Origin of the sequence: Maritalea mobilis (genome assembly GCF_019800885.1) — a bacterium.
Classification (GTDB): domain Bacteria; phylum Pseudomonadota; class Alphaproteobacteria; order Rhodobacterales; family Rhodobacteraceae; genus Roseibacterium; species Roseibacterium beibuensis.
This window is the reverse complement of the sequence record NZ_JAHVKE010000004.1, coordinates 113,845-137,640: the sequence shown is the minus strand read 5'-3', so window position 1 is coordinate 137,640 and position 23,796 is coordinate 113,845. Positions and strand designations below refer to the sequence as shown.

Here is a 23,796-nt window from a genome sequence, read left to right as displayed (position 1 = left end):
TTTGCGGTCCGGGTCACTTCTTGCACAGGAAACCGCGATGGCCGTCCGACATTCCGACACACTGCCGCTGGGGCAGCGTCCGCCGCTGCTGCGCTTGAGCCATGTGGACAAGGTGTTCAGCGGCGATGTTGTTGCGCTGAAGGACATGAACCTGACGGTGAACCAGGGCGATTTCATCTCGCTGCTTGGTCCCTCGGGCTGCGGCAAGTCGACGGCCCTGCGCATCATCTCGGACCTGATGCACCCCACGCGCGGCAAGGTGGAGTGGGAAGGCGATCACGGGCGCGGGGATCTTGGCGTGGTGTTCCAGGAACCTACGCTCATGCCATGGGCGACCGTAGCGCAGAATGTCTGGCTGCCCTTCCGCCTTGCCGGGAAAAGCTATGCCGAGGTGAAGGACGACGTGCTGGAGGTGCTGCGCCTCGTCGGCCTTGAGAAATTCCTCAATTCCTATCCGCGCGAATTGTCGGGCGGGATGAAGATGCGCGTCTCGATCGCGCGGGCCATCGTGACGAACCCGCGCCTGATCCTGATGGACGAACCCTTTGCCGCGCTGGACGAGATCACGCGCCACAAGCTGAACAACGACCTGCTGGAGTTGAAGGCCAAGATCGGCTGCACCGTCATCTTCGTCACGCACTCGGTCTTCGAGTCCGTCTTCCTGTCGGACCGGATCGTCGTGATGGCCGCGCGCCCGGGGCGGGTCATGGCCGAGTTGAAGGTCGACACCCCCTACCCGCGCGGCGAGGATTTCCGCACATCGCCGGAATACGCGGCCCATGCCCGCGAAGCCTCGGCCGCGTTGAAGGAAGCGATGGGAGAACCCGCATGAGCCTTGCCGAGAACAGCCCGGCGCGGGCCACGGCCACGCCCGAAACGGTGGATGCCGACGAGGCGCGGCGCCAGCGCGCCGCCCGGATCGAACGCATCGCGAAATGGACCCTGCCGGTCATCATCATGGCGTTGTCCATCTTCGGATGGGGCTGGGTCGTCACCGCCAACGAGATCCCGCATTACATCCTGCCGGGGCCGGACCGTGTCTGGGCCAGCCTGACGGGTGACTGGGGCATGCTGATCGAAGCCGCCTACCTGACAGGGTGGATCACGCTGCTGGCGCTGATCCTGGCCGTGATCGGGGGGGCGGGCCTTGCCATCCTGTTCAACCAGTCGAAGATGCTGGAACTCAGCTTCTACCCATATGCGGTGATCCTGCAGGTCACGCCCGTTGTCTCGATCGCGCCGCTGATCTTCATCTATGTCGACAGCAAGGTGGCGGGAATGCTGCTCTGCGCATGGATCGTGGCGTTCTTCCCGGTGCTGAGCTCGACCACGCTGGGTCTGAACAGCGTCGATCACAACCTGCGCGACCTGTTCCGAATCTACGGCGCCACGCGCTGGCAAAAGCTGCGCTACCTGCAACTGCCCTCGGCCCTGCCCTATTTCCTCGGCGGTCTGAAGATCGCCGGCGGCCTGTCTCTGATCGGGGCGGTGGTGGCCGAACTGGTCGCCGGCACCGGCGGGATCGGATCGGGCCTTGCTTTCCGCATCCAGGAGGCGGGCTACCGTCTCAATATCGCGCGTATGTTCGCGGCGCTGGCCATGGTGGCCGCGATGGGCGTCTTCATCTTTGCCGCGCTGTCGATCCTGTCGCATCTGCTGCTCAGGAAATGGCACGAAAGCGCGCTGACACGGGAGCATTAGGTGGATTTCACGGCACTTCCCAAGGGCGATTTCACGCTGGCCAATGTCACGGTCCCTGCCTGCCTGATCGGGCAGGAGGGCGATCTCGTGCGCACCGATCTGGGCGTGAAGAACGGGATGATCGCCGCGCCCGGCGCGATCGCCGTGGACATGAAGGGCGCGATGGTGTTCCCGGCCTTCGTCGACATGCACACCCATCTGGACAAGGGCCATATCTGGGGGCGCGCGCCGAACCCGGACGGGTCCTTCATGGGCGCGCTGGAAACCGTGGGCGCGGACCGCGCCGCCAACTGGTCGGCCGAGGATGTGCGCCGTCGGATGGAGTTTTCGCTGCGCTGCGCCCATGCGCATGGCACGCGGGCGATCCGCACGCATCTCGACTCGATCCCCCCGCAATATTCCATCAGCTTCCCCATCTTCCGCGAGTTGCAGGCGGACTGGGCCGGACGGATCGAGTTGCAGGCGGCAAACCTGATCCACTCCGGTCTGGGCGGGCTGGACGGCCCCCTGCCCGAGATCGCGGAAGAGGTGGGCAAGACGCGTGGCGGTGTCCTCGGCCTTGTCACCAACCCGTCGGATGACTTGGCAGACGTGCTGCGCGATTTCTTCTCGCTGGCCGAAAAACACGGCGTGCCGACCGATTTCCACGTCGACGAGACGATGGATGCCAGCGTCGAGACCCTGCGCACCATCGCCGAGGTGGTGATCGAAACGGGGTTCCAGGGCGGGGTCGTCGTCGGCCATTGCTGTTCGCTGAGCGTGCAGAACGAGGCCCGCGCCATGGATACGCTGGACCTGGTCGCCAAGGCCGGGATCGACGTGGTCAGCCTGCCGATGTGCAACCTGTATCTGCAGGACCGCACGCCCGAGGGCACGGTCCGCACGCCGCGCCGCCGGGGGATTACCCTCGTTCACGAGATGCGGGCGCGCGGCATTCGGGTCAGTTTCTCCAGCGACAACACGCGTGATCCCTTCTACGCCTATGGCGACATGGACATGATCGAGGTGATGCGCGAGGCGACCCGTATCGGCCATCTCGACCATTCCCGCGCCGATTGGGTCACCAGCTTCCTGACCGACCCGGCGGCCACCTGCGGCTTCGACGCACCATCGCTGGAGGTGGGCGCCCCCGCCGACCTGGTGATCTGCCGCGCCCGCAGCTGGACCGAGCTTTTCGCCCGCCCGCAGGCCGACCGCATCGTCCTGCGCGAGGGGCGCCAGATCGACCGCACGCTTCCCGACTATTCCGAGTTGGATGATTTGATGGAGTCCGCATGAGCACGCCGAACATCGCCGCAGCCAAGGCCGCCCTGTCCCATATCGAGCAGGACGAGAACCCCGCGACCATCCGGTCGAAAAGCCGGGACTTCTTCTGGTACTCGCCGGTGCTGAAGGAAAAGATGGACCACCTCGAGGCGGATTTCGTGGTGAACCCGAAATCCGAGGAGGAGGTGATCGAGATCCTGCGCGTCTGCTACGCCCATGACGTACCTGTGACGACGCGCGGCGCGGGCACCGGCAATTACGGACAGGCCATGCCCATGCGCGGCGGCTGCGTCATGCACATGAAGAACATGGCCAGCGTGAAAGAGATCGCGCCGGGGCGCGTGGTGACAGAACCCGGTATCGTGGTGAAAGAGCTCGACGCGCAGACCCGTGCCCATTCGGGTCAGGAATTGCGCATGATGCCGTCGACCTTCGCGACGGCGACGATCGGCGGCTTCGTCGCGGGCGGATCGGGCGGCATCGGCTCCTGCACCTGGGGGGCGCTCCGCGATTTCGGCAACATCATCCGCCTGCGCGTGGTCACGATGGAGGAAGAGCCGCGCGTGGTCGAACTGACGGGCGACGAACTCCCGCGTGTGAGCCACGCCTTCGGCACCAACGGCATCATCACGGAAATCGAGATGCCGCTGGCCCCGGCCTATGACTGGACGGAACTGCTGGTGGCCTTCGACGACTTCCCTGACGCCGCGAAATTCGCCGAGGGCGTGGCCAACCAGGACGGCATCCTGATCAAGCTGGCCACCGTGATCGAGGCCCCCATCGGTAAAAGCTATTTCCAGCGCATCGCGCCGCATGTCGAGGAGGGCACCAATCTCGTGATCCTGCTGGTCGCGCCGCATTCGGTGGAAGGGCTCAAGACCTTCATGAAGGCCGAAGGGGTGCCGGGCGCGATCATCTACGACTCCACCGACAATGACTGGCCCAAGACGCCCGGCGCGCTGGCGGAATATACGTGGAACCACACCACGCTGCGCGCCCTGAAGGTCGATCCGTCGATCACCTATTTGCAGGTGCGCTACCGCTATCCCGACCACATGGAGCTGGTGGAAAAGGTGCGCGCCGAGTTCGGGGCCGAGGTTCTCCAGCACCTCGAAGTGATGCGCGAGAACGGCAAGGTGATGTTCGCGGGCCTGCCCATCGTTGCGTTTTCCACGCCGGAGCGGCTGGAAGAGATCATTCGCATCCACGAAGAGATGGGCTGCATGATCTTCAACCCGCATCGCTACACGCTGGAAGAAGGCGGGCGGCAATCGACCGACGCGCGGCAGTTGAACTTCAAGCGCGAGGCGGATCCGAAGGGGTTGCTCAACCCCGGCAAGATGATCGCCTGGGACAATCCCGATTTCGACTATGCGACGATGTATGACTATCCGGCGATGACCCCGAAACCGGAGGCTGCGGAGTGAGCGGGATCGCCGCATTTGGCGCCGGGTGTGTGTCTTTCTGGATCGACGCCTTCGGCGCCGACCCGGCGGGGTGCGCTGCCCCCCGCACCCCCCGGAGTTTTTTTTGCCAAGATGAAGGGGAAACCGGGTGAGCAGGGCGCTTGTATTGTTCGCACACCCCTGCCCCGAGAGTTTCTCGGCCGCGCTGCACGGCACGGTCGTGGAGAAACTGGCGGCAAGCGGCTGGGAGGTCGATGATTGCGACCTGAATGCCGAGGGGTTCAGCCCCGTCCTGACCGAGGCCGAGCGGCGCGGCTACCATGACGAGCCGGACAATCTCGGGCCGGTGGCCGAGTATGTCGAACGCCTGCGGGCCGCGGACGCGATGGTCATGGTCTTCCCGGTCTGGAATTTCGGCTACCCGGCGATCCTGAAAGGTTTTCTCGACCGGGTGTTCCTGCCCGGCGTGTCCTTCAAGCTGGTTGACGGCAAGGTGAAACCGAACCTCACCCATATCCGCAAGCTGGCGGCGGTGACGACCTATGGCGGCGCGCGGACGCGGGCGCTTTTGGTCGGCGACCCGCCCCGGAAATGCGTGACGCGGGCGGTCTGGCATGTCTGCCGGCCCGAGAAGATGCGGTACCTTGCGCTCTACGACATGAACCGGGCCAGCGACACAAAACGCGCGAATTTCCTGTCACGAGTAGGCCGAGAGATGGAGAGTTTCTGATGCGGGCGCTGGTTGTTTATTGTCACCCACGGGCGGAGAGTTTCACCGCCGCCATCCGTGATCTTGTTCTGGAAAAGCTGCGCAAGGCGGGCGCCGAGATCCGGCTGCGCGACCTTTATGCAGAGGGATTCGCCCCGGCCCTGACCGCCACCGAGCTTGAGCTCTACGAGGATGAAAGCCGCAACAAGGCGGCGGTGGCGCGCGACGTGGATGACCTGATGTGGTGCGACACGCTGATCTTCGTCTATCCGACCTGGTGGTATGGCCTGCCCGCGATGCTGAAAGGCTGGCTGGACCGGACAATGGTGCCCGGCGTGGCCTTTCTGATGCCCGACGATGAGAACCAGAATATCCGCCCGGGCCTGCGGCACATCACGCGCTTGGGCGTCTTCACCACCTGCGGGGCCAGCTGGGCGCTGACGCGCTACGTGGGCGCGCCCGGGCGGCGGACATTGCTGCGCGGGGTCGGGCACCTGTGCGCACGGCATCGCAAGGTGGCCTTCGCGGCGCATTACCTGATGGACAGGTCGACCGCCGCAACCCGCGACAAGCATCTGAAGCGCGTGGCGGCGAAGATGGATCGCCTGCTCAGCGGCGGGCGAGCGCAAAAAAACGAGGCCAGCGATACGGAGGCGACGGCATGATCCCGGTCCTCGATTTCGCGCGATTTTCCAGCGGGGCCGACCGGGCTGGGTTCGTGTCCGATCTTGGCGCGGCGGCGCGCGGGCCCGGGTTCTTCCTGGTCTCGGGGCATGGCGTGGACGAGGGCCTGATCGCGCGGGTGTTCGACCAGGCGGCCGCATTCTTCGCGCTGCCGTCCGAGGTGAAAGCGCCGCTGTCGATCTCGACCAATCCGCATAACAGGGGATGGGCCGCGACCGGAACCGAAAGCCTGGACGAACATTCAGGACAGGTGGATCAGAAGGAAGCCTTCAACATCGGCTACGACCTGCCTGCCGATGACCCGCGCGTGATCGCGTCCGAGCCGTTTCGCGGGGTGAACCTGTGGCCGGAGGTGCCCGGCTTTCGTGAGACGATGCTGGATTATTTCGCGACGGTGCAGGCGCTTGGCGTCGGCCTGATGCGGGCCGTGGCGATAGATCTCGGCCTGCCCGAGACGCGGTTCCAGCGCGATTTCGACGAACCGATGGCGACGCTGCGCCTGCTGTCCTACCCGGCGAGCGACCCAAGCGGGATCGGGGCCGGGGCGCATACGGATTACGGGGCGCTGACGCTTTTGCTGACCGACGGGGTGGCGGGGCTGCAAGTCAAACCGCGCGGTGGCGACTGGATCGACGTGCCCCATGTGCCGGGGGCCTTCGTGGTCAATATCGGCGACTGCCTGATGCGCTGGTCGAACGATATCTACGTGTCGAACCCGCATCGCGTGCTGCCCCCGGCAAAGCCGCGCCAATCGGTGGCCTTTTTCCTCGACCCGAACCCGGATGCGATTATCGCCGCCCTGCCCGGCACCGGGTCGCCGAAATACCCGACGGTGACGGGGGCCGAATATCTGCGTCAACGGCTGGATGCGACTTACGCCGCCTAACGCGTGGCGCGCGCCATGTCAGACCAGCGGCCCCTTGGTCGCCGTGTCGAAAGCCTCCACCACCCGGCGCGCCCGCTTGCCAACCTCGGCGGCGGAGATGCCCGGAGCATAGAGCGCGGTTCCAAGCCCGAACCCGTCGGCCCCGGCGGCCAGCCAGTCTGCAAAATTCTCGGGGCGGGCACCGCCGAAGGCGAACACCTTTGCGTCTTGCGGAAGCACCGCGCGTAACGCCGACAACCCCTCGAACCTGACGCGATCGGCTGGGAACAGCTTGAGCCCATCCACGCCGGATTTGAGCGCCGCGAAAGCTTCGGTCGGGGTGAAAACGCCGGGCCAGCTTTGCAAAAGCAGCCGCTTGGTTTCCACGACCACGTCCGGGTCGAAATTGGGCGACAGGATCAGCTTGCCGCCCGCATCGGCCACTTCGCGCACCTCGTCGGGGGCGGTCACCGTGCCGGCCCCGATCAGCGCGTGGTCACCCAGCGCCGTGGCGATGGCGGACATGCTGTGCAACGGGTGCGATGAATTCAGCGGCACTTCGATCCGGTCGATCCCGGCCTCGACCAGCGCCTCGGCGACCGGGACGGCCTCGGTCGGGGTGATGCCGCGAAGAATGGCGATGATCGGACGGCTCATTTCGCGTGCTCCTGCATTGCGAACCACGCACGGGCCAGACCGGCGAGGGCCAGACCGTCCGACGCGTGACGGGTGGCGGAGACGCCCTGCGTGTCGAGCGCCCGGGCGTAGAGATCAACCATGTCTGACGGACCGGCGAGGGCCACTTGCTGGCCCAGCCAATAGGGCCGCATGGCCGCCAGCTCCGCCCCGATCAACGCGCCGAACAGGCGCGACCGGGCCACGGACGGGTCGAGCTGCTGCAACACGTGCTGCCCGCGAAGCGCGGCCAGACGCTGGCTCAACCGCTCGGGTCGCGACAGGGTGTCGGACACGGCGTCGGCGAAGGCCTCGGCATCCATGCCGGTGGACGCGACCGCCGCGCGGATCGTGCTGTGCCCGGCGAGGAGGTCAAAGAACTCACCCGTCATCGCGGTCTGGAAACTCACGATCTCCTCGGCCGAGATCTGCACCCAGACCGTGCGCGGCCCGACAAGGCAAAGCACGCCGTCAAACCCCGGGTTCCCGGCCAGGAAACCCGCCACCTCGGTTTCCTCGCCCAGCAACAGGTCGGGTGGGTTCGCTTGGCTCAGCCCCGGCAAGGCAAGAAGATCCAGGCGCGGGTCGTTGGCAGACACCCGAATGGGCAGCCGTGCGGCCGGTTTTGCCGGAACCGGGGTGATTGCTTCGGGCCGGTCGGCCAAGCCCGTCAAACCGCACGCCAGAACGGATGTGCTGCCCTGGCCAAGCCATGGTGCGATCATTTCAAGAAGCTTGGCCTCGAACGCGGGCGCCTCGGGCATCGCGCCATCCGACGGAAGCGTCAGCTCCGCCCGGACGGAACCATCGGCGGCCAGCGCCCAGGCCCTGAGGTCACTTTGGCCCGCGTGCACCGCGATCCAGTCGGCATATCTGCTTTCTGCGCTCATCTCATCCATTCCATAGCATGCCCCAGTCAGGTTGGGCAGAACGGTGATGGATCAAGAGGGGACAGGCCCGCCTTCTGCCGCAAGATCGTTCAGGATCGGGCAGTCAGGCCGCTGATCCCCCGCGCAGCGGTCCACCAGATCGGCCAGCGTGCGGCGCATCTGGGCCAGTTCCTCCATCTTTGCGTCGATCTCGGCCAGGTGTTTGCGCGCGACGGCCTTGACGTCTGCGCTGGCGCGGTCCCGGTCGCCCCAGAGGCCGAGGAGAATGCGACAATCCTCGATGGAAAAGCCGAGGCTGCGGGCCCGACCGAGAAAGGCGAGTTGGTGGACATGCGCCTCGGAAAACTTGCGGTAGCCATTGCTGGACCGGTCCGGCGCGATCAGGCCGATCTCTTCGTAGTAGCGGATCGTTTTGGCCGGCAGCCCGGCGCGGGCGGCGACATCTCCGATATTCATGTCAGTTCACCTTCAGGCGACGCAGGCGGAGGGCGTTCGTCACGACCAGAACGGAACTGGCCGCCATGGCGCCCGCCGCCAGCATCGGGTTCAAGAACGGGCCACCGAACAGGGCCAGCACCCCGGCGGCCACGGGGATCAGGGCGACATTGTAGCCGAAGGCCCAAAAAAGGTTCTGCGCGATGTTGCGGAGCGTGCGGCGGCTGACTTCGACGGCCGAGGTCACGCCAACAGGCGAGCCGGAGACCAGAACCACGTCGGCGGCCTCGATGGCGATATCGGTTCCCGTGCCCAGCGCGATGCCGACATCCGCCGCCGCCAGAACCGGTGCGTCATTGATCCCGTCCCCGACGAAGGCGACCTTCAACCCTTGGGCCTGCCAGTCCTCGAGCGCCTTTTGCTTGCCCTCGGGCGACAGGCCGGCCCGCGCAAGGCCAATCCCGAGGTGTCGGGCGACCGCATCGACCGGGCCGGCGGCGTCGCCGGACAGGACGGCCACCTGCAGACCGCGCCGCGTCAGCGCTGCGATGGCGTCGGCTGCGTCATCCTTGACCGGATCGCTGAGGTCGAGATGACCAAGGTAGAGGGCGCCGCGGGCGACATGCACCTCGGTGCTGCTGCCCGGTTCCCGATCGGGCAGCGCGACGCCTTCCTTGGCAAGAAACGCCCGCGACCCGATGCGCACCGTGTCGCCCTCGACCTGCGCGGTGACGCCCGCGCCCGGGTGGTTCTGGAAACCATCGACCACGGGCAGGGTCAGGCTGCGCGCTTCGGCCTCGGCAAGGATGGCGCGCGCCAAGGGATGCTCGGAGGCTTGCTCGACTGCGGCGGCGAGGGCCAGCAAGGTTTCTTCCGAGGTTGCCTCGGTCGCGTGGATGCCGGTGACCGCAGGGGCCCCTCGGGTCAGCGTGCCGGTCTTGTCGAACGCGACAAGGTCGACGCTGGACAGGGCCTGCAGGGCATCCCCACGCCGGAACAGGACACCAAGCTCGGCCGCGCGCCCCGTGCCGACCAGGACCGAGATCGGCGTGGCCAGGCCCATGGCGCAGGGGCAGGCGATGATCAGGACCGACACCGCGACAACCAGCGCCTGCGCCGGATCACTGCTCAGGAACGCCCAGGCCGCCGCCGACAGAACGGCAATCGCCAGCACGACGGGCACGAAGACCGCCGTCACGCGATTGATCAGCGACTGGATCGGCAACCGAGCGGCCTGCGCGTTTTCGACCATGGTCACGATCCGGGCGAGGACCGTGTCATTGCCGATTGCGGTGGCTCGGAAATCGACGGTGCCGTTCGCGTTCACCGTTCCCGCCGAGACTGGATCACCCGGCCCCTTCTCCACCGGAACCGGCTCCCCGGTCAGCATGGATTCGTCGACATGGGTCGCCCCGGTCAGGATCACGCCATCGACCGCCACGCGCGCGCCGGGGCGCAGGCGCACCACGTCGCCCAGGTGGATATCGGCCAGCGCAACCTCGGTTTCGGATCCGTCGGGTTGCACTTTCAGAGCGGTATCCGGCGACAGGGCCAGCAACCCTTCGATCGCGGCCCCGGCCGATCCCCGCGCCCGCGCCTCCAGCCACCGGCCCAGCAGGATGAGGGTCACGATCACGGCAGCGGCCTCGAAATATACGAACCGCCCGGTTTCCGGGATAAGCTGCGGTGCGAATGTCACCACGGTGGACCAGGCCCAGGCCGCGCCCGCCCCCAGCACAACGAGGCTGTTCATCTCGGGCGCGCCGCGCAGCAAGGCCGGCACGCCGAGGCGGAAAAACACGCGCCCCGGACCGGCAAGGACAAGGCTGGTCAGGACGAACTGAAAGACGCGCAAAGGCGTTTGCCCGAAGGTCTCGATCTGCCAGCCGTGAAATCCGGGGATGACGTGGCCGCCCATCTCGAGAAGGAAAACGGGCAAGGTCAGCGCAAGCGCCATGAGGAACGCCGCCTTGTATTGACGACTTTCGTCCTTGTGCGGATCGTTTTCGGGGGCGGTGTCCTCGGCGATCGGGGTCAAGGGGTAACCGGCCCGGTCAAGACGGTCCCGCAACGCGCCGATATCGAGATCAGGGGCGCCCTGCACCTCTGCACGCCGCGTTGCGAGGTTCACGTGGGCCTGCTCGACACCATCGACCTCGGCCAGGGCAGCTTCGGCCCGCGCGACGCATCCCGCACAGGACAGGTTCCCGACCTCGAAACGATGCAGGCGCGGCGTCGCCAGCGGGGTCACCGGATAGCCCGCCGTTTCCATCGCCGGCTCCACGGATTGCGCATCGAATCCATCTTCGGTGCGAAGTTCCGCGCGGCGCGTGGCAAGGTTCACCCGCGCCTCCCTGACACCGGGCAGCTTGGCAAGGGCCGCTTCGGCGCGGGCCGCACAGGATCCGCAGTTCAGGTTGGCGACCGAATACCGAAATGTGAGTGCTTGGGCTGTGTCTGACATTGGCCTTCCTCGACTGACACAGGTCACATAGACATTCCAGTCACTGGAGGGTCAAGGGCTAAGGTAGAGACCGCATCTGGCATCTGAGGCGCCGATATGGAATATCCATTGCAACGCGCAAAAGACGCCGAGAGGCAGGCATGGAAGACGTCATCGACGAATATTTCACTCGGAGTTCCGAGAACCCGGACCGGCGCGCGAAACTGGAGGCAAAGCCGTTGCCCCGTCGCCGCCTCGTCATCTATTTCACACCCCGCTCCGGCAGTTCATGGCTGACAGACCTGATCGCCCAAAGCCGCCGACTCGGGGCCGGTAACGAGCTGTTCAACCCGAATTTCGTGCCGAACATTGCCAACGGCATTCAGGCGCTCGGGCGTGAAGATTACATCATGCAAGCCCAGAAAAGGTTCAGCAGCCCGAATGGGGTATTCAGCTTCGAGATCACGGCGCATCAACTGGATCGCCTGTTTCCGGATTCGGATACTTTCATGACCCATTTCAACCAGCCCGATTGCAGGGCAATGTGGCTGATCCGGAAGGACATCGTGGCGCAGGCCGTAAGCCTCGCGAAAATGGTGTGCACGAAGGTTGCCCACACCCCGCATGCGACGCCGGAAGATCGCGCGCGGGCGGAAACGGCCTTTCCCTACGACGCCGAGAACATCGAACGGTGGCTCAAGCACATCCTCAATGCCGAACGGCGCAGCGAATACCTGTTCGACCTCTATGGTATCGAACCCTATCGCTTCTGTTACGAGGACATGATGGAGGCCGGGTCCGAACGCACACGCAGCTTGCTGGCGACCGTGGCGCGCGTCCGTGATGCGGATTGGCCCGATCTGGAACTCAAACATGCCAAGCTGGGCACCCCGCAGAACGCGGAATATGCCGAGCGGTTCCGGGCAGAGCGTGCCGCTTTCCTGAAAGACGTGGATGACGAGCGTCGATACATGCTCGACCAGCTTCAGGATATCTGAAGACTGGCCCGGACCTACGCCGCGCTGGGGCGTTGCAGGGAATCCAGCGCCGACAGAACCATGCCAGCCAAATCCGCATCCGGGTCGAACCGCAACGGGATGCCATGGGCAGACTGACGTAGCGCCTCTCCCTGCGCGCCGATGTCGAACCCGATCACGGGCAATCCCGTTTGCAGGACCTCGTGGGTGACATAGGAAAACGTTTCCGGCCAGACGGACGGCACAAGCCATGTCGCGACGTGGTAGCGTTCGGCCAGATGCGCAATCTCATTGCGTTCGTAGCTGCCATGCAGGGTCACCAAGGGCCCCAGCGAAAACTCGGGATCGACATTTCCGATCACGACCATGCGGTAGCTTGCACCGTTCATGTCGATCCGCTGGGCAAGATCGCACAGCAATTGACCGCCCTTGGCCCGGTTGATGTTGCCCAGGATGCCGATCACATGGCCAGACCCGGGGGCCGGAGGCGCAACACTACGCAATTCCGCCGACAGCCTGTGAGGACGCACACGCAGCGTATCGCCGCGCAGTTCAGGATACACTTGGCGGACCAAGTCTGCGCTGCTTTCCGAGAACGTTCTGACTTCGTCACATTGGGCGAGGAACCTGCCCCAGCGCCTGCGCCATTCGGCCAATGACGTGGCCTCACCCGCCTTTGAAACAGCGACATGCATCGGGTCCGTGCTGTCCGTTTCCGGCAATCCGCGGTAGCTGCCATCGGAATTCAGCAAGTTGTACGAGGGCGATAGCATGAAGAAGTCATGCACACGCGCCTCGACACGATCATCATGCCCGTGACGTTTCAGAGACAGCATCACATCGGGCAGGCTTGCCGGGTCCGGGTACCCGACACCGCAGGAATAGACGATCCGCAGGGCCGGCACGGGCGCGAGAATGCTCTGCACGACATCGAGCGCATCTGTCGTGCCGGCCACGACACCGCTGGCGCCATGCACTTCGAGTTGGAAAGGGTGCGCACCGCCAACCCGAAGGACCATCGCGGATTGACCCTCGGCGATTAGATCCTCGATTTCGTCTTGCAGGGCGTGCTCTGCCCCGCCGCCCAGGGAATGCGCCACGAAGAGAGACAGCGGCCCGGACGCCGAGAACCCCGCCAAGGCCGCAGCCAGCGCCAAGCGCGGTGTCCTCAGGGGGTCGCTGGCAATATAGCTCTGCACTTCCAGATCGTAGCCGGGATAGCGGCGCGCGATCATGGCGTTGGCCCGCAAAACCAGTTCCAGCTTCGCATCCGAACCAAAGCTCTGTCCGCCCCGATGCTCCACGAACAGGTTGGGGATGGCGACGTGGCGCGCCCCCATCGCGCGGACCTTCTGGCACCAGTCCACTTCCTCGCCATAGCCGCGTCCGAAGGCCGGGTCGAAGTTGGGGTGTCGTCCGAACCAGTGGGACGACAGAGCCATGCAGAAGCCCACGCCGGTCGGCGCGGAGGGCAACCGTTGCCCATGTGTCAGCGTGCGCGCGACCGCGTCGAGCCGATCAACCATACCTGGCGGCAGATCCTGCGACCGCACGATCACCGGAACGGAAAAGATCTCGGCGTCATTCGACATCGGCGTGACGGACGCAATCCGTGAATCCGAGGCGAAGGGCGCGATCAGCCGCGACGCCCACCCCTCCGGCACCATGGCATCCGAGTTCAGGATCACCACGTGGCCCGCCCGGTGTTCGGCTTCGGCGAAGCCTTTGTTGACCGCCCCGACAAAGCCGAGATTCGTGTCGAGTTCGAACAGCGTCACCCGTTCGTCTGGCTGTTCGGCCGCCCAGCTTCGCAAGAAAGGCCGAACACGCGCATCCGTCGACGCGTCGTCGATCAGGATAAGGTGCCAGTCGAGATCGGAGTTCCGTGCAACCCGCGACAGGGCCTCAGGCAAAAGATCGAACGCGTTGTGAATCGGTAGGATGATCGTGATCGGCGTCGTGGGGGGCGGTGGCGCCAAGCGTTGGGGCTTGAAATCGCCTCTCGCATAATTGGCTGCATCGCGCAAAAGGCCCGCCGGGGGCAATCCCAGATAGCGGCGATCAAGTGGGAGGCTCGGATGGACGGTCTCAAGGCCGAGCGCGCGCTTCACGGCGGTCCGACTGGCGTGGTCGCGGCGCATGATCCACTTCACCCCCGCGGGCAGCGCCCGCGCCAGATCGCGCAGGAAGGCACGCCGCATCCGGCGTTTCGCCGCGGCAGACGGCGGGTCCGACGGATGCCTGACCGGGAACCGGCGCACGGCACCGGACGGGCATTTCAACTCCAGCGTCAGAGGTCGCGCAGTTTCGGGCACCGCGATTTCGAAACCGCTTTCAAGCGGCAACCCGGTTTTCCGGGCCACGTCCGCCCTCTGGATCGAGGGGCTTACCGTGACGCTGCCATCCGGCCAGACGGCCGAAAGCTCGGACGCGGCGCTCCAACCAACGATGAAGAACTGCCCATTGGCTCGGAAAACCCGTTCGACATGCCCAAGGGGCCGCCGCGCGTCGCGTTGCAGCGAAAACCCTGCAAGGCGGTCTGCGTGATGCGCAGCATAGCGGAGGTACAAGGCATAGAGCCGATAGAGCATAACGTGCAGCTACCCCAAAAATGCAGACGCCGAAGAATTCTCGGTCAAAAAGGCAAAGAACTCGTTAAAGCAAGGACTGCAAATAGCGTCCATAGGCGTTCTTGGCGAACAGTTCGATCCGTTCCTCAAGTTGATCTGCGCTGATCCAGCCTCGGACATAGGCGATTTCATCCGGTGAGCCGGTTTGCATCCCCTGCCGCTGTTCGAGGGTTCGCACAAAATTTCCGGCGTCGATCAGGCTTGTATGGGTCCCCGTATCGAGCCAGGCAAACCCGCGCCCCATCCGTTCCACGTGCAGGGCCGCGTCTGCCAGGTAGCTTTCCAGAAGCGTCGTGATCTCGAGTTCACCGCGGGCTGACGGTTTGACCTCCGCCGCGCGGTCGGGCGCGGACCCGTCCAGGAAATAGAGTCCGGTGACGGCGAAATTCGACGGCGGAACGGCAGGCTTTTCGATGATGGATTTCACACTGCCGTCATCGTCGAAATCGACCACCCCGTAGCGTTCCGGGTCCGCCACGCGATAGCCGAAGACAGTGCCGCCTGTCTTGCGCTCATCCGCAGCGATCAGCAGGTCCGGCAAGCCGTGCCCGAAGAAGATGTTGTCGCCGAGAACCATCGCCGAGGGGCTGCCGGCCAGAAACTCGCGCGTCAGGAGATAAGCCTGCGCCAGGCCATCGGGGCTCTCCTGCACGACGTAGGTCAGGTTGAGGCCCCATTGGCTGCCATCGCCAAGGGTACGCTGGAATTGCGACTGGTCTTCCGGCGTGGTGATGATCGCGATGTCGCGGATACCGGCCAGCATCAAGGTGCTGATCGGATAGTAGATCATCGGCTTGTCGTAGATCGGCAAAAGCTGTTTCGACACGCCGAGTGTGATCGGGTAGAGCCGCGTGCCGGATCCCCCGGCCAGGATGATGCCTTTGCGCGTGGTCATCGATCAATTCCCTTGTTCCGTGAGAGAATTTCGAGGGTCTCGGTGAGATCGGATTTCCAATCCGGACGGTCTATCCCGAACGTGGCCTGCGTGGCGGCACAATCCAGACGCGAATTGGCAGGCCGCTTGGCCGGCGTCGGATAGGCCGAGGTCGGAATGTCTTCGACCACACAGGGCAACCCCGCCTGGGCAAAGATCTCTCGCGCGAAGTCCGCCCAACTGGCATCCGGCGCGCCCGAGAAATGGTAGGTGCCACTCTTGCCGGGGTCCTGCTTCAATTGCTCTGCGATCGCGAGGCAGGCGGCGGCAATTGCGCCGGCGGCCGTCGGTCCACCGATCTGGTCCGCGATGATCGTCAGCTTCTCGCGCTCTGCCCCGAGTCTCAGCATGGTCTTCACGAAATTCGCGCCATGCGGGGAAAACACCCAGGAGGTGCGCAAGATCGCGTGGATCCCGCCAGCTGACCGAACGCCCTCTTCTCCGATCAGCTTGGATCGCCCGTAGGCGCCAAGCGGCCCTGTCGGATCGTCCGGAGACCACGGCGCCTCTCCATCGCCCGCGAAGACGTAGTCGGTCGAGATATGGACGAAGGGGATGCCCAGATCGGCACAGGCCTCGGCCATCGCGGTCGGCGCGGCCCCATTGACCAATGTGACGAGGGCCTCTTCCTCCTCCGCCTTGTCGACGGCGGTGTAAGCGGCCGCGTTGATGACGGCGGTGGGCGCATGTGCCCGGATCGCCGCCGCGCAGCCTGCGGGGTCACCCAGGTCGGCCGCGTCGCGGCCCAGGAAAATGGCGCCCTGCGCCCGCGCGCGGAGTTCAGTCGCCACCTGGCCCGTGGTTCCAAAGACCAGAAGCGTCATGGGCGCCCGCCCTCCTTTTCCGGATCGGTGACGGACCCGAACCACGCAAACAACGGTTCCCCCACAACACCGCCCCCAATGCCCGGCATTCTAGCGAACGGCCCGAGCTTTCTCGCATTTTGCGCAACTGGCATCGCCTTATCCCGCCTTGCCCAACCGCTCGCCCACCCCGTCGCGGGCCTGAAGGGCGCGCCACCAGTCCTCGTTCTCGAGATACCAGTCGACGGTCTTGGCCAGCCCCTCCTCGACAGTGACGGAGGGAGACCAGCCCAGTTCCTCGGTGATGCGGGTCGCGTCGATGGCATAGCGCAGGTCATGACCGGGGCGATCCGTGACAAACTCGATCAGACGGTCATGCGGCGCACCATCGGGGCGGCGATCATCCAGCAGGGCACAGATCGTGCGCACCAGGTCGATGTTTCGCCGCTCGTTGTTGCCGCCAATGTTGTAGCTCCGGCCCAGTTCGCCCTTCTCGCAGACCAGAAGAAGCGCATCGGCGTGATCCTCGACGAACAGCCAATCGCGCACGTTTTCGCCCTTGCCGTAGACCGGGATGGGCCGCCCCGCCAAGGCGTTCAGGATCACGACCGGGATGAGCTTCTCGGGGAAATGAAAAGGCCCGTAATTGTTCGAACAATTTGTCAGGACAACCGGCAGGCCGTAGGTTTCGTGCCAAGCGCGCACCAGATGGTCCGACGCCGCCTTGGAGGCCGAATAGGGGCTGTTCGGGGCGTAAGGTGTCTCTTCGGTGAAAAGGCCCGTTTCGCCCAGCGTGCCATAGACCTCGTCGGTCGAGATATGGTGGAAGCGGAAGCTGTCGGGGCGACCTTTGCCCACCCAGTAGCTGCGCGCCGCCTCAAGCAGCGTGTAGGTGCCCGTCACGTTGGTGTCGATGAAAGTGCCCGGGCCGTCGATCGACCGATCCACGTGGCTTTCGGCCGCAAGATGCATGATGGCATCGGGCTCATGGGCGGCAAGAATCCGGTCCATGGCGGCACGATCCCGGATATCCGCCTTCTCGAAGGAATAGAGCGGCGACTCCGCGACGCTGGCCACGTTGTCGAGGCAAGCCGCGTAGGTGAGCGCATCCACATTGACCACGTGATGTCCGCGCGAAATCGCAAGGCGAACCACCGCAGAGCCGATGAACCCGGCCCCGCCGGTCACGAGGAGTTTCATCAGCGGCGCTCCTCGTAAATGAACGGGCTTTCAAAGCCGGCAAAGGCCCCGGCTGCCGCATCCTTGTCCGACAGGATCGGATCAACACCCTCCATCTGCCAATCGACCCCGATATCGGGGTCGTCAAAACGCAGCGCGCCCTCGGTTTGCGGAGCATAGAAATCCGAGCACTTGTAGATGATCTCGGTATCCGGCGCGCGGGTGACGAAGCCATGCGCGAACCCGGCCGGGATCAGCATTTGCTTGCCGTTCTCGAAACTCAATTCGACCCCGAACCAGCGCCCATAGGTCGGAGAGCCGCGCCGGAGATCGACGGCCACATCGAACAGCACGCCGCGCCCGCAGCGCACCAGCTTGGCCTGCGCGTGCGGCGGTACCTGAAAATGAAGGCCACGCACCGTGCCAACCTGCTCCGAGAGCGAATGATTGTCCTGCACGAAGTCGACCGTGATGCCGTGTTCGGCCAACCGGTCGCGATTGTACGTTTCGCAAAAGAAGCCCCGCGCATCACCAAAGCGCGGCGGGGTCAGAACAAGCAGATCGGGAATGCCGGTTTCTTCTACGTTCATGTCTTTCGCCATCGACACCAAAACCAGGTCGACCAGGGCCGTCGACATAAGGACGGACCATGCCAGCCGCAACCTATGACCACAAGTCGCGCGCCCCTACCAAAAGGACCTTGGCCGATTTGCAACGCCCTAGGACAGGTTCAATGCCGAAGGCCCATCCGAAGCGCATCATAAATCCCGGCATGGATGTTTCGTGAGGCCACCGCATCACCGATCCGGTAGAGGATGAATTGCCCATCCTGCACCGCAGCGAACAGGTCACCGTCGCCTGCGATCAAGGCCCCGTAGTCTAGCGCGCCCGCGTTCTTCGAAAGCGGCTTGAGAGCATGGTAAAGCTCGTCATTGGCGAGGGTGCCGTGCTCGACCACCACCTGATCGACCACCCGCTCCTCGGCCCACCCGGGAGCATAGTCCGAGCCCAACGTCACGCGCAGCCGGTTGCCCTCTTTCACGACCGAGGACACCCGCGTGTTGATCGTCACGCGCGTGCCTGTCTCGTGGAAGGCCTGCATGTAGGGCACGTGGTTCATGCCCCCCATCTCGGGCGCGAAGAACCGCTCGGGGCTGACCAGTTCGAGGCGCGACCCAGCGCGCGCGATCACCTCGGCGGCACTCATGCCCTGGTGCCCGCCATTGTCGTCATAGACCAGAACTTCGGCGGCGGGCTTCACCTCGCCCGACAGGATGTCCCAACTCGAAACCGTCAGGTCATCCCCCGCCATCTCGGGGGCTTGCGGCAGGCCGCCCGTCGCGACGACCACGATGTCGGGTGACAGGGCGGTGACATCCTCCACCTCGGCGAAGGTGTTGAAGCGGATCTCGACGCCGAGACGCTCCAACTCGGACAAGCGCCAATCCGTGATCCCGACAAGGTCGCGCCGACGCGGGTTGGCGACCAGCAGGTTGATCTGTCCGCCCGCCCGGTCCGAGGCCTCAAGGACCGTCACGGCATGTCCGCGTTCCGCCGCCACCCGCGCGGCCTCCAGCCCGGCGGGACCGGCCCCGACCACCACCACCTTCCGCGCCACGGAAGCCAAGGGAATATCGTGCGGAATGCGCGCCTCGCGTCCGGTCGCGGCGTTGTGGATGCACAGCGCCTGCCCGCCCTCGTAAATCCGGTCGAGGCAGTAGGTGGCCCCGACGCAAGGCCGAATGCGGTCTTCCTCGCCCCGCGCGATCTTTTCGACGATATGGGGATCGGCGATATGGGCACGCGTCATGCCCACCATGTCCAGCTTGCCACTGGCCACCGCATGCCGGGCCGTGGCCACATCGGCGATCTTGGCGGCGTGGAAGATGGGGAACTTCACCACCTCCCGCACCTCGCCCGCGAAATCGAGATGCGGGGAGGACGCCATGCCCTGGATCGGGATGACATTGGTCAGGGCGGCATCCGAGGCCACACGCCCCCGGATCAGGTTGAGGAAATCGACCTTGCCGGACTGCGCGAACCGCTTGGCAATCTCGACGCCCTCTTCCCGGCCGAGACCGTGCTCGAACTGCTCATCGGCCACCATGCGCAGGCCCATGATGAAGTCGGGGCCGACGGCGTCGCGGATCGCGTCGATCACGCGCCATGCGAACCGCATCCGGTTGTCGAGATTGCCGCCATACTCATCATCGCGCCGGTTCTGGTAGGGCGACCAGAACGCATCGAGAAGATGCCCATAAGCCTCGATCTCGATCCCGTCGAGGCCCGCCGCCTGCATCCGCTGTGCCGCTGCGGCGTAATCGGCCACGATGCGGTCAATGTCCCACTGTTCCATTTCTTTCGGAAATGCGCGATGCGCGGGTTCCCGCACCGATGAGGGGGCCACGACGGGCAGCCAATCGCCCTTGTTCCAAGTCGTCCGCCACCCGAGATGGGTCAACTGGATCATCACCGCGCAGCCATGGTCATGGCAGCTGTCGGTCAGGTCGCGCAGGGGCTGCACGATCTCATCGCGGTAGGCGTGGAGGTTTCCGAAAGCCTCGGGGCTGTCGGCCGACACGACGGCCGACCCCGCCGTCATGGTCAGCGCGATGCCCCCCTTGGCCTTCTCGACATGGTACAGCCGATACTGTTCCAACGGCAGCCCGCCGTCCGAGTAGTTCGGCTCATGCGCGGTGGACATGAGCCGGTTCTTCAACGTCAGGTGCTTGAGTTGAAAGGGCTGCAATAGGGGATCGTCGTGCATGTCAGGCCTCCGCTGGTCGGCGAAAGCCTAGCCTGCCCCCTCGGGATCGAGAAAGCCCGGAACCGACATGCGCAGGTCGGAAAAGCCGGCTTTTCCGACCCGGAAAACTCGAGTTTTCCGCTGCCCCTAGCTGGTGATCCAGTCGAAGAACCCTTCGCCCGCCTCGGCGCGCAAATCGGCGGCCATCTCGGCGCCCAGCTTGGCACCATCCTCGATCGGCGCGGTGCGGTCGGCGGTCAGAACCTCGGACCCGTCGGGGCGCAGGATCTCGCCGCGCAGGCGCAACATGGTGCCGTCCAGTTCGGCCAAGCCCGCGATCGGCGTCTCGCAGGACCCGTCGAGACCCGCAAGAAACGCGCGTTCAGCCGCAAGGCGCTGGCCCGTCTGCACATCGTGGATCGCCGCCAGCATCTCGGCCGCGCGGCTATCATCGCTGCGCCGTTCGATCCCGATGGCGCCCTGCGCGACGGCGGGCAGCACATCCTCGACTTCGATGGCCGATTTCACCACCTCTTCCATGCCCAGGCGCCGCAGGCCAGCCATGGCGAGGAAGGTCGCATCCGCCACCCCGTCACCCAGCTTTTTCATCCGCGTCTGCACATTGCCCCGGAATTCGACCACTTGCAGGTCGGGCCGGCGCGCCTTGAGCTGCGCCCGGCGGCGCAGCGACGAGGACCCGACCCGCGCGCCCTCGGGCAGCGCGGCCAGCGAGTCGTGGTTCAGCGACACGAAGGCGTCGCGCACATCCTCTCGCGGCAGGTAGGTGTCGAGAACCAGCCCGGGCGGCTGTTCGACCGGCATGTCCTTCATCGAATGGACCGCGATGTCGATCTTGCCGGTCAGCATGTCCTCTTCGATTTCCTTGGTGAAGAGGCCCTTGCCGCCCAGTTCCTTCAACGGCTTGTCGGCGTCGATCAGGCTGCGGTCGTCGCCGGTCGTCTTGATGACCACGATCTCGAATGCCTCTTCCGGCAGGTTGAAGGCAGCCATCAGGCGCGAGCGTGTCTCGTAGGCCTGGGCCAGCGCAAGCGGCGAGCCGCGGGTTCCGATTTTCAGGGGCGAAGCGGGGGTGGGCAGGTCGGTCGTCATGTCACTTCTCTACTAGTGTCAGCGCGGGTTGTATATGTGTCAACTTTGCTTGACAATCGGGTTCGGCTTGACAGTTTTGGCGCGGGGCGAAACGGTGCCCCCAAACGACCCGAGGATTACCCGATGACAGACAAGAAGAAACTCCTGCGCAGCCTCGCGGGCGAGGCGATGGATGTGCCGCCCGTATGGCTGATGCGCCAGGCGGGGCGATACCTGCCGGAATATCGCGAAACGCGCGCGCAGGCGGGGGACTTCTTGTCGCTGTGCTACAATTCGGAGCTCGCGGCCGAGGTCACGCTGCAACCGATCCGGCGCTACGGCTTCGACGCGGCGATTCTGTTTGCCGACATCCTGCTGATCCCCGACGCGCTGGGGGCCGATCTGTGGTTCGTCACCGGCGAGGGGCCGCGGCTGTCCACCATCACCGGGCCCGAGGGGCTGAAGACGCTCAAGGGCAAGGACGACATCCACGACCACCTTGCCCCCGTCTACGAGACGGTGCGCATCCTGTCGCGGGAATTGCCCAAGGAAACCACGCTGATCGGCTTTGCCGGCGCACCCTGGACGGTGGCAACCTACATGATCGCCGGGCGTGGCACGCCCGATCAGGGGCCGGCCCATGCGCTGCGCGAAAGTGACCCCGAGACCTTCGGCGCGCTGATCGACCTGCTGACCGAGGCGACGATCGAATATCTCGACATGCAGGTCAAAGCCGGGGCCGAAGTGGTCAAGATCTTCGATAGCTGGGCCGGGTCGTTAAAGGGCGAGGCGTTCGACAAGTTCGCGCTTGAACCCGCCAAGCGCATCACCGCCGAGATGAAACGCCGCAACCCCGGCCTGCCGGTCATCGCCTTCCCGCGCGAGGCGGGCGAGAAATACATCGGTTTCGCCAAGGCCGTAGGGGCCGATTGCGTCGCCATCGACACCAAGGTCGCGCCCGAATGGGCCGCCGAACACCTGCAGCCCGACAGTTGCGTGCAAGGCAACCTCGACCCCAAGCTGATGGTCGAAGGCGGCCAGCGCCTGGTGGACGAGGCGCGACATATCGTCGACGCGCTGAAGGGCGGGCCGCATATCTTCAACCTGGGGCACGGCATCACGCCGGATGCCGACCCGGAAAACGTGCATGTCCTGCTCGACGCCATTCGCGGCTAGGGCGACGTGACCGGGCGGCCAGACTTCGCGGTCGTGGGGCGGGGCCTGATGGGCACCGCCTGCGCCCGGCACCTGGCCGAGGCCGGGCATACCGTCGTTTTGATCGGCCCCGACGAACCGGAGCACCCGTCCCGCTTCGACGGCCCCTTCGCCAGTCATCACGACGCGGGCCGCATCACGCGCGGACTGGCCGAAAAGGCGGATTGGTCGCGCCTCGCGCTTCGGTCCATCGACCGCTACGCGATGCTGGAAGAAGCACTGGGCGAGTCGTTCTATACCCCCTGCGGTGTCATGATGGCCGGTCCGCTGGACGGGCCGGGGGCCGAGTTCACGCGCGGTTTCCTGGGGGCGGCCAAGCGCCTCGCCCTGCCGCACGAGCGGATCGAAGGCGACGCGCTGAACGACCGTTTCCCCTATTTCCGCTTTCCTGCCGATACTGTCGCTGCGTGGGAGGCGATGGGCGGCTGGATCGACCCGCGCGCCCTGCGCCGCGCGGAGGAGGTCTGTGCCACCCGCGCGGGCGCAACCGTGATCCGCGACACCGCCGTCGGGCTGGCCGGTGCTACACTCACCCTTGGCAGCGGCGACATCATCACTGCAGGCCATGTCGTCATGGCAACGGGTGGGTATGCCCGCACCTCGGGCCTTCTGCCCGGCCGTCCGGCGATGGGTGTCTATGCCCGCACCGTGGTGCTGGCCGAGGTCGACTCGGCCGAGGCCGCGCGGCTAAGCGGCATGCCCTCGCTCATCGCCATGCCCGAAGGCGGGCGGATGGACGAGGATCTCTACCTCCTCCCCCCGATCCGCTACCCGGATGGCAAGACCTACATCAAGATCGGCGGCGAGCCGTTCTCGGCCAGCCTCGAAACCGATGCCGAGATGACCGCGTGGTTCCAGTCGGATGGCAGCGCCAAGGCGGGTGAGATGCTGACCCGCCACCTGCGCGCGCTGATGCCCGAGTTGCGCGCCACCAGCCTGCACCGCGCCACCTGCGTCGTCAGCTTCACCGAAACCGGCTATCCTTATATCCAGCGGCTGACCGACCGGCTGAGCATCCTGACGGGCGGCAACGGCGCCGCGGCCAAATCCTGCGACGAGATCGGGCGCCTCGGCGCGATCACGGCCACGGGCGGCGACCTGTCCGGCGAAGGCTACGAGACCGGTTTCAAGGCGGTGTTCGTCTGAAGG

The 23,796-nt window shown here is 65.3% G+C and carries 21 protein-coding genes; 10 read left to right on the top strand and 11 right to left on the bottom strand.

The genetic code is table 11. The features are described 5' to 3' along the window. The first annotated feature begins 37 nt into the window (after positions 1-37). The 7 genes from KUV65_RS15085 (at position 38) to KUV65_RS15055 (ending at position 6,652) form a co-directional block, all read left to right on the top strand. Positions 38-832, top strand: a complete 795-nt coding sequence (locus KUV65_RS15085; protein ID WP_222191554.1) for an ABC transporter ATP-binding protein — start codon at positions 38-40, stop codon at positions 830-832. Next, a complete protein-coding gene (locus tag KUV65_RS15080) occupies positions 829-1,701 on the top strand; it encodes an ABC transporter permease (protein ID WP_222191553.1) in 873 nt (290 codons plus the stop codon). Before KUV65_RS15085 ends, KUV65_RS15080 begins: the two co-directional genes overlap by 4 nt. Beyond that, complete coding sequence (locus KUV65_RS15075; protein WP_222191552.1) at positions 1,702-2,979, top strand: cytosine deaminase; 1,278 nt, start codon at positions 1,702-1,704, stop codon at positions 2,977-2,979. It abuts the gene before it with no gap. After that, complete coding sequence (locus tag KUV65_RS15070) at positions 2,976-4,394, top strand: FAD-binding oxidoreductase (protein WP_222191551.1); 1,419 nt, start codon at positions 2,976-2,978, stop codon at positions 4,392-4,394. The genes KUV65_RS15075 and KUV65_RS15070 overlap by 4 nt, the downstream gene beginning before the upstream one ends. Before the next feature lie 145 nt (positions 4,395-4,539). Further along, the gene (locus KUV65_RS15065) at positions 4,540-5,103 is read left to right on the top strand and encodes an NAD(P)H-dependent oxidoreductase (protein WP_261331825.1); all 564 of its coding nucleotides are present in this window, start codon (positions 4,540-4,542) and stop codon (positions 5,101-5,103) included. After that, positions 5,103-5,747, top strand: a complete 645-nt coding sequence (locus KUV65_RS15060) for an NAD(P)H-dependent oxidoreductase (protein WP_222191549.1) — start codon at positions 5,103-5,105, stop codon at positions 5,745-5,747. The genes KUV65_RS15065 and KUV65_RS15060 overlap by 1 nt, the downstream gene beginning before the upstream one ends. Further along, positions 5,744-6,652, top strand: a complete 909-nt coding sequence (locus KUV65_RS15055; protein WP_222191548.1) for an isopenicillin N synthase family dioxygenase — start codon at positions 5,744-5,746, stop codon at positions 6,650-6,652. Before KUV65_RS15060 ends, KUV65_RS15055 begins: the two co-directional genes overlap by 4 nt. Positions 6,653-6,670: 18 nt before the next feature. On the opposite strand, the gene KUV65_RS15050 is transcribed toward KUV65_RS15055, so the two are convergent. From KUV65_RS15050 to KUV65_RS15035, 4 genes are read right to left on the bottom strand one after another with little or no spacing between them, the layout of a single operon-like run. Then, the gene (locus tag KUV65_RS15050; RefSeq protein ID WP_222191547.1) at positions 6,671-7,288 is read right to left on the bottom strand and encodes a 2-dehydro-3-deoxy-6-phosphogalactonate aldolase; all 618 of its coding nucleotides are present in this window, start codon (positions 7,286-7,288) and stop codon (positions 6,671-6,673) included. Continuing rightward, positions 7,285-8,196: a 2-dehydro-3-deoxygalactonokinase gene (locus KUV65_RS15045; RefSeq protein WP_222191546.1), complete on the bottom strand. Its 912-nt coding sequence runs from the start codon at positions 8,194-8,196 to the stop codon at positions 7,285-7,287. Before KUV65_RS15045 ends, KUV65_RS15050 begins: the two co-directional genes overlap by 4 nt. Positions 8,197-8,247: 51 nt before the next feature. Continuing rightward, positions 8,248-8,652, bottom strand: a complete 405-nt coding sequence (cueR, locus tag KUV65_RS15040; protein ID WP_222191545.1) for a Cu(I)-responsive transcriptional regulator — start codon at positions 8,650-8,652, stop codon at positions 8,248-8,250. Between the two features lies 1 nt (position 8,653). Further along, on the bottom strand, positions 8,654-11,095 hold the full coding sequence (locus KUV65_RS15035) for a heavy metal translocating P-type ATPase (protein ID WP_222191544.1): 2,442 nt from the start codon (positions 11,093-11,095) through the stop codon (positions 8,654-8,656). A 140-nt stretch (positions 11,096-11,235) separates the two neighbouring features. Here KUV65_RS15035 and KUV65_RS15030 point away from each other — a divergent pair, with 140 nt between their 5' ends. Beyond that, complete coding sequence (locus KUV65_RS15030) at positions 11,236-12,072, top strand: Stf0 family sulfotransferase (RefSeq protein ID WP_222191543.1); 837 nt, start codon at positions 11,236-11,238, stop codon at positions 12,070-12,072. A 14-nt stretch (positions 12,073-12,086) separates the two neighbouring features. On the opposite strand, the gene KUV65_RS15025 is transcribed toward KUV65_RS15030, so the two are convergent. The 7 genes from KUV65_RS15025 to hemC form a co-directional block, all read right to left on the bottom strand. Further along, positions 12,087-14,642, bottom strand: coding sequence for a glycosyltransferase (locus tag KUV65_RS15025; protein ID WP_222191542.1), 2,556 nt, complete (start codon positions 14,640-14,642; stop codon positions 12,087-12,089). Positions 14,643-14,706: 64 nt separating this feature from the next. Next, a complete protein-coding gene (gene rfbA / locus KUV65_RS15020; RefSeq protein WP_222191541.1) occupies positions 14,707-15,576 on the bottom strand; it encodes a glucose-1-phosphate thymidylyltransferase RfbA in 870 nt (289 codons plus the stop codon). Next, complete coding sequence (rfbD, locus tag KUV65_RS15015) at positions 15,573-16,439, bottom strand: dTDP-4-dehydrorhamnose reductase (RefSeq protein WP_222191540.1); 867 nt, start codon at positions 16,437-16,439, stop codon at positions 15,573-15,575. The genes rfbA and rfbD overlap by 4 nt, the downstream gene beginning before the upstream one ends. A 138-nt stretch (positions 16,440-16,577) precedes the next feature. Next, on the bottom strand, positions 16,578-17,618 hold the full coding sequence (gene rfbB, locus KUV65_RS15010; RefSeq protein ID WP_222191539.1) for a dTDP-glucose 4,6-dehydratase: 1,041 nt from the start codon (positions 17,616-17,618) through the stop codon (positions 16,578-16,580). Next, positions 17,618-18,187, bottom strand: a complete 570-nt coding sequence (rfbC, locus tag KUV65_RS15005; protein ID WP_222191538.1) for a dTDP-4-dehydrorhamnose 3,5-epimerase — start codon at positions 18,185-18,187, stop codon at positions 17,618-17,620. Before rfbC ends, rfbB begins: the two co-directional genes overlap by 1 nt. Before the next feature lie 140 nt (positions 18,188-18,327). Further along, a complete protein-coding gene (locus KUV65_RS15000) occupies positions 18,328-20,364 on the bottom strand; it encodes an NADH:flavin oxidoreductase (protein WP_222191537.1) in 2,037 nt (678 codons plus the stop codon). Positions 20,365-20,490: 126 nt separating this feature from the next. Continuing rightward, complete coding sequence (hemC, locus tag KUV65_RS14995) at positions 20,491-21,453, bottom strand: hydroxymethylbilane synthase (RefSeq protein WP_222191536.1); 963 nt, start codon at positions 21,451-21,453, stop codon at positions 20,491-20,493. A 123-nt stretch (positions 21,454-21,576) separates the two neighbouring features. On the opposite strand from hemC, the gene hemE reads away from it, so the two are divergent. Both hemE and KUV65_RS14985 read left to right on the top strand, forming a co-directional pair. After that, the gene (gene hemE / locus KUV65_RS14990; RefSeq protein WP_222191535.1) at positions 21,577-22,608 is read left to right on the top strand and encodes a uroporphyrinogen decarboxylase; all 1,032 of its coding nucleotides are present in this window, start codon (positions 21,577-21,579) and stop codon (positions 22,606-22,608) included. A gap of 6 nt (positions 22,609-22,614) precedes the next feature. After that, positions 22,615-23,793, top strand: a complete 1,179-nt coding sequence (locus KUV65_RS14985; protein ID WP_222191534.1) for an NAD(P)/FAD-dependent oxidoreductase — start codon at positions 22,615-22,617, stop codon at positions 23,791-23,793. The last annotated feature ends 3 nt before the right edge of the window (positions 23,794-23,796 follow it).

What these genes read in the sequence shown, in the direction of transcription:
- KUV65_RS15030 (WP_222191543.1), top strand. Translation starts at nt 11,236, where the DNA reads ATGGAAGACGTCATCGACGAATATTTCACTCGGAGTTCCGAGAACCCG.
- KUV65_RS15035 (WP_222191544.1), bottom strand. Translation starts at nt 11,095, where the DNA reads ATGTCAGACACAGCCCAAGCACTCACATTTCGGTATTCGGTCGCCAAC.
- KUV65_RS15085 (WP_222191554.1), top strand. Translation starts at nt 38, where the DNA reads ATGGCCGTCCGACATTCCGACACACTGCCGCTGGGGCAGCGTCCGCCG.
- KUV65_RS15045 (WP_222191546.1), bottom strand. Translation starts at nt 8,196, where the DNA reads ATGAGCGCAGAAAGCAGATATGCCGACTGGATCGCGGTGCACGCGGGC.
- KUV65_RS15050 (WP_222191547.1), bottom strand. Translation starts at nt 7,288, where the DNA reads ATGAGCCGTCCGATCATCGCCATTCTTCGCGGCATCACCCCGACCGAG.
- rfbB (WP_222191539.1), bottom strand. Translation starts at nt 17,618, where the DNA reads ATGAAACTCCTCGTGACCGGCGGGGCCGGGTTCATCGGCTCTGCGGTG.
- rfbD (WP_222191540.1), bottom strand. Translation starts at nt 16,439, where the DNA reads ATGACGCTTCTGGTCTTTGGAACCACGGGCCAGGTGGCGACTGAACTC.
- cueR (WP_222191545.1), bottom strand. Translation starts at nt 8,652, where the DNA reads ATGAATATCGGAGATGTCGCCGCCCGCGCCGGGCTGCCGGCCAAAACG.
- KUV65_RS15060 (WP_222191549.1), top strand. Translation starts at nt 5,103, where the DNA reads ATGCGGGCGCTGGTTGTTTATTGTCACCCACGGGCGGAGAGTTTCACC.
- hemC (WP_222191536.1), bottom strand. Translation starts at nt 21,453, where the DNA reads ATGACGACCGACCTGCCCACCCCCGCTTCGCCCCTGAAAATCGGAACC.
- KUV65_RS15025 (WP_222191542.1), bottom strand. Translation starts at nt 14,642, where the DNA reads ATGCTCTATCGGCTCTATGCCTTGTACCTCCGCTATGCTGCGCATCAC.
- KUV65_RS15055 (WP_222191548.1), top strand. Translation starts at nt 5,744, where the DNA reads ATGATCCCGGTCCTCGATTTCGCGCGATTTTCCAGCGGGGCCGACCGG.
- KUV65_RS15070 (WP_222191551.1), top strand. Translation starts at nt 2,976, where the DNA reads ATGAGCACGCCGAACATCGCCGCAGCCAAGGCCGCCCTGTCCCATATC.
- hemE (WP_222191535.1), top strand. Translation starts at nt 21,577, where the DNA reads ATGACAGACAAGAAGAAACTCCTGCGCAGCCTCGCGGGCGAGGCGATG.
- rfbC (WP_222191538.1), bottom strand. Translation starts at nt 18,187, where the DNA reads ATGAACGTAGAAGAAACCGGCATTCCCGATCTGCTTGTTCTGACCCCG.
- rfbA (WP_222191541.1), bottom strand. Translation starts at nt 15,576, where the DNA reads ATGACCACGCGCAAAGGCATCATCCTGGCCGGGGGATCCGGCACGCGG.
- KUV65_RS15000 (WP_222191537.1), bottom strand. Translation starts at nt 20,364, where the DNA reads ATGCACGACGATCCCCTATTGCAGCCCTTTCAACTCAAGCACCTGACG.
- KUV65_RS15080 (WP_222191553.1), top strand. Translation starts at nt 829, where the DNA reads ATGAGCCTTGCCGAGAACAGCCCGGCGCGGGCCACGGCCACGCCCGAA.